This window comes from Methylobacterium sp. J-067, assembly GCF_022829465.1.
GTDB lineage: Bacteria > Pseudomonadota > Alphaproteobacteria > Rhizobiales > Beijerinckiaceae > Methylobacterium > Methylobacterium litchii.
Genome location: NZ_JAKSXZ010000053.1, coordinates 1 through 4,502 on the forward strand (window position 1 = coordinate 1; position 4,502 = coordinate 4,502).

General features: G+C 65.5%; 6 protein-coding genes and 1 pseudogene. All 7 read left to right on the plus strand.

Features of this window, described 5'->3' with window-relative positions:
• Positions 1 to 475 (plus strand): annotated as a pseudogene (locus MKK52_RS04755) (hypothetical protein); the annotation flags it as partial.
• 429 nt (positions 476 to 904) lie between these two features.
• Positions 905 to 1,189: a hypothetical protein gene (locus MKK52_RS04760; protein ID WP_243952675.1), complete on the plus strand. Its 285-nt coding sequence runs from the start codon at positions 905 to 907 to the stop codon at positions 1,187 to 1,189.
• Positions 1,186 to 2,586, plus strand: a complete 1,401-nt coding sequence (locus tag MKK52_RS04765; RefSeq protein WP_243952677.1) for a hypothetical protein — start codon at positions 1,186 to 1,188, stop codon at positions 2,584 to 2,586. Before MKK52_RS04760 ends, MKK52_RS04765 begins: the two co-directional genes overlap by 4 nt.
• 12 nt (positions 2,587 to 2,598) lie before the next feature.
• Entirely contained in the window at positions 2,599 to 2,844 is a 246-nt protein-coding gene (locus tag MKK52_RS04770) for a hypothetical protein (protein WP_243952678.1), read from the plus strand.
• Positions 2,845 to 2,921: 77 nt separating this feature from the next.
• The gene (locus MKK52_RS04775) at positions 2,922 to 3,185 is read left to right on the plus strand and encodes a hypothetical protein (protein WP_243952679.1); all 264 of its coding nucleotides are present in this window, start codon (positions 2,922 to 2,924) and stop codon (positions 3,183 to 3,185) included.
• A complete protein-coding gene (locus MKK52_RS04780; protein WP_243952680.1) occupies positions 3,185 to 4,078 on the plus strand; it encodes a hypothetical protein in 894 nt (297 codons plus the stop codon). The genes MKK52_RS04775 and MKK52_RS04780 overlap by 1 nt, the downstream gene beginning before the upstream one ends.
• Before the next feature lie 190 nt (positions 4,079 to 4,268).
• The coding region (locus MKK52_RS04785) for a hypothetical protein (protein WP_243952681.1) at positions 4,269 to 4,502 on the plus strand (234 nt) is incomplete at its 3' end.

Consider the following 4,502-nt stretch of genomic DNA (forward strand, 5'->3'; position numbering starts at 1 on the left):
CAACACCCGCATGGCGATCCGCAAGGTTCGCGGCGGGCGCTGTGGCTACGAGATACCCTACTCTCTGGACGTCGTGACCGTTGGCGAGACCTACGACCGCGAGCCGATCACGACCTGCATTGTCAATTGGCAGACAGATCGCACCTCGGCAGCGGCAGTTGCGGCAGCCAAAGAGCGGTGGCCAACCTCGCTGAAGGTTTTCAGGGAGGCGCTGCTTGCCAGCCTCGCCGACCACGGTATCCGCGCTTGGCCTCACGGAGCCGATCAGGGTGAGGTTCGCGCCGTCCCCCTGCAAACCGTTCGTGCCGGCTTCAGCGACATTTACCCGGCAGATGGCGACGACGATGCCAAACGCGCCGAAGCTAAACGAAAGGCATTCAAGCGTGCCGTCGATACTTGCCTTGGCCGCAGCCTAATCGGCTCGGTCGCGCTCGGAGGCATCGACCACCTCTGGCTGAAACCGGACACGGACTGACCGGACATCCGAGACCGGACAGACAGGACACTCCCTAGTGTCCTTGTCCTGTCCGTCCGGAAACGGACACGCGGACATCCGGGACATTTGTCCGTTTTGTCCGGTTTGTCCGGTGTTTTGAGAGGGGCTTTGCGGGAAAGATATTCGCGCTCGACGGATCTGGTTTTTGGGCCAAGAATTTCTGCGGCAGCCCGTAGTCGCTTTAGCAAGGCGAAAGAATGTTCGTCTCTGTTCTGTGATAGACAAACACATACAATGACTTAGCGCAGACGGCGTACTATCTTTGTCCAACAGATGTCCGATAAGTCTGGTGGAACGGTGGCGGATAGCTTGATCATAGCGCCGGGTAAGCAAGTCCATCGCAGTCGCGTCACGAACGGGACGGCACTGCTCGCGAACGTGGACGGCCGCTCGACGTGGGCCCGCCGCATGCGCGACCTCATGGAACTGCACATTTCCGACCTCGGCGGTGATGCTGCGGTGTCTGCTGCCGAGCGCTCCATCGTCCGCCGGGTCGCCACCCTCACCGTCGAGTTGGAGCGGATGGAGGAGCGCTTCGCCAACGACGGCGAGGCCGACGCCGAGGCCCTGGACCTCTACTCGCGGACGAGCGGAAATTTGCGTCGGTTGCTTGAGGCCATCGGCCTGCGCCGTCGCCCCCGCGACGTCACGCCCGACCTGCGCGACTACATCGACGCGAGACCGGCGGCATGAACCTCCTACAGGCCATGTCCGACCCGAAGCTATTCGGGCCCTGGTTTAAGGATGCGGACACCTGGGCCGCGTGGAAGGCGTTCGTGGGCGCCCTGTTCGGCCTGCCGTTGTCCAAGGCCGAGGCTGCTACTTATCGCGCCTGTACGGCCCGCTCTGAGGCTCCTGAGACTGCCTGCGCCGAGGCGTGGCTCATCTGTGGGCGCCGAGCCGGTAAGAGCTTCATGCTGGCCCTCATCGCTGTCTTCCTTGCCTGCTTCCGCGACTACCGCCAGCATCTCGCCCCCGGTGAGCGGGCGACCATCCTGATCATCGCCACGGACCGCCGGCAGGCCCGGACGATCTTCCGATACATTCGTGGCCTGCTGACCGAAGTGCCGATGTTGGCCCGCATGGTTGAGCGCGAGACGGCCGACGAATTCGACCTCACGAACCGCGTCACCATCGAGGTCGGCACCTCGTCCTATCGTGCCGTTCGCGGGCGCACTCTGGCTGCCGCGCTTTGCGACGAACTGGCGTTCTGGCCCTCCGACACCTCGACGAGCCCCGACTACGAGATTTTGGACGCGCTACGTCCTGCGATGGCGACGATCCCGAACGGGATGATGCTGTGCGCCAGCAGCCCCTACGCCCGGCGGGGCGCCCTCTACGACGCCTTCCAGCGCTATCACGGCAAGGACGATGCTCCCGCGCTGGTGTGGCGTGCCGCGACCCGCACGATGAACCCTAGCGTCCCGCAGCGGGTGATCGATGAGGCGTTGGAGCGGGACCTCCCGAGCGCGTCGGCCGAATACCTTGCGGAGTTCCGCTCGGACGTCGAGACCTTCGTCTCCCGAGAAGTGGTTGAGGCCGCGATCCCGCGTGGTGTCGTTGAACGGGCTCCTCTGCCCGGTCTGGCCTACTACGGCTTTACCGACCCGAGCGGTGGCGCGTCGGACTCGATGACGTTGGCGATCAGCCATCAAGAAGATGGGTGCGCTGTTCTCGATGCTGTTCGAGAGCGCAAGGCGCCGTTCAGCCCCGAGACGGTGGTGGCCGAGTTCTCGGACCTGCTGAAGCGCTACAGCCTCGGCAAGGTTGTCGGTGATCGTTACGGCGGTGAATGGCCTCGCGAGAGCTTCCAGCGCCACGGCATCACCTATGAGCCGTCCGAGAAGACCAAGAGCCAGATTTACACGGACCTGCTGCCGCGCTTGAATTCGGGTGAGGTGGATCTGCTCGATGTGCCGGTGCTGACGGGGCAGCTCATCACTCTGGAGCGTCGCACGGCTCGCGGCGGTCGGGACAGCATCGATCACGCCCCTGGCGCCCATGACGATGTGGCGAATGCGGTGGCGGGGTCTCTGCTGCTCTCATCCAAGCCATCAATCCTCGAACTCTACGCACGTTTGGCCGGCTAGGAGGCTGAAAACATGATCGACACCGTTCGCACCTACGGCACCTTGAACGATATGCCATTGGCGCTCGTCCGTGAACGGGCACGCGGCGTTCCTGGCGCCCCCGGTACGCATCTCGGCCTGTACCTCACGCAGGGTGCGGATCAGCGCTACGTCGCCGACTTCCCCGATAATTCATCCGGTATTGCTTCGGCCAGCGTGGTTGCAACCGCAATCCTAAATGCGTCCGCTGTCGCGGGCGTCACCATCAAACTCGGATAGGTGAACCCAACGCCATGACCACTGATCGAAACGCTGTGAAGCGTCTCATCGAAACCCAAGGCCCAGCGGTGGCTCGCATGACGTTCAGCGACGCCATCGTCACGGACGTGATCGTCAACGGGGTGCGCGCCTATACCAAGGATTGCGGCGACGCGCCCTGTAGCTGCGGCGGACACGGCCATGTCCACCCGGCGCACACCAACGACCGCGAGGCCCGCCGAGCCGCCCGCCGGGCCGCCTTTGCGGCTGCGGCGCGGGCTGGCGTGGCTCAAGCAATGGCGACCCACGAACAGGCCACGCGCACCCGCGCCTTTCTGCAATCCGGCCGGAGGGCGCACTGATGGCCTATCTTGACCGCATGGGGCGCGAAGGCGTCCGCGAGCTAGTCAGTGATGGCGAGGTTGCGACCCCTGAGCAACTGGCCGAGCGACGCGCCCGATTGGATGAGCGGCGCCGGCAGAATGCTCCGGTCCTGCGTCCCGTCCCGAACGAGAGCGACATCTCCAACGAGGGCGAACTGCGCGACGCGCTGCGGCAGGCCATCGCGGAACGCGACGCGGCCGACGAAGCGCACCGACATGCGGACTCGGCGCTCGTGCGGGGCAACGAGGCGGCCGGCAACGCGCGACGGGAAGCCGATAGCGCGACGGCCGAAGTGGAGCGGATCGGCGCTGACCTTGCTTCACGCTATGCCGCGTGGGTCGCGAGCGGCGGGGAGGGGGCGGAGCCCTCGTCGCGGGAAGCCGGCCCTGCCGCCGCAAAACAGGCCGCGTTGGAGGCTCGCGCCGTCGCCATCGAGCGCGCCGCCGGATCGCTCGCAAGCACCGAGGGCGCGGCCCGTGCGGCCAGAGCGACCGCCATCATGCGGGTGCAACAGGCCGTTCACCGGGTGGCGATGCGCGACGCGGAGGTGATGGCGCGGCGCGTCGAGGCGCTGCGCGCGGAAGCCGACGCCCTGGCCGCTGGCATTGGCCAGATCGGGTTGCACTTCGGGCCGCAGGCCATGGCGGGTGCCGTGCATCACACCGCGACGGCACGCCTTGCCGGTGGGATGGTGATGGCGCCGCGTGTCGTGGGGCTGGAAAGCGCGGCGTCTCGGCAGATGCGGGAGGCGTGGGGCGAATACATTGCCGCCCTCACGCACGATGCGGACGCGCGGCTTATCCCGCCCGATCCGCCGGAGGCTTTGCAGAGCGACATGGTGCGGCCGGTTCCGGCCCCGCTCGCTCTCTGAAAACCGGGTTGAGTGCGCGGTGATGGTAGGCGCGCACCTCTCCGGCCTCGTGGGATGACCATACCGCGAGACGCCTAGTCGTGAGTGGCGTCAGTAACCGCGACAGGGAAGCGGGGTGCTCCATCCTCCGGCAATTCCCAAACCAAGGCCCCCGGCGCGCTCGTGCCGGGGGCGCTATGGAGATGACGCTATGCCGATGCGAACCCGCATCCATAAGAAGCCGACAAAGACGCTCGACCCGTTATCGCGCGAGTTTCTGCGCGCTGTAGAGAAGCGCGTCCTGATTGGCATTCCCGCCGAGAGTATGCACCCCGGCGAAAAGGGCGAGAAACCGATAAATAACGCGGCTCTTGGCTACCTGTTTGAATATGGCCAGCCGGAGAAGAACTTGCCGGCGCGCCCGCATCTCTTTCCGGGTGTAGAG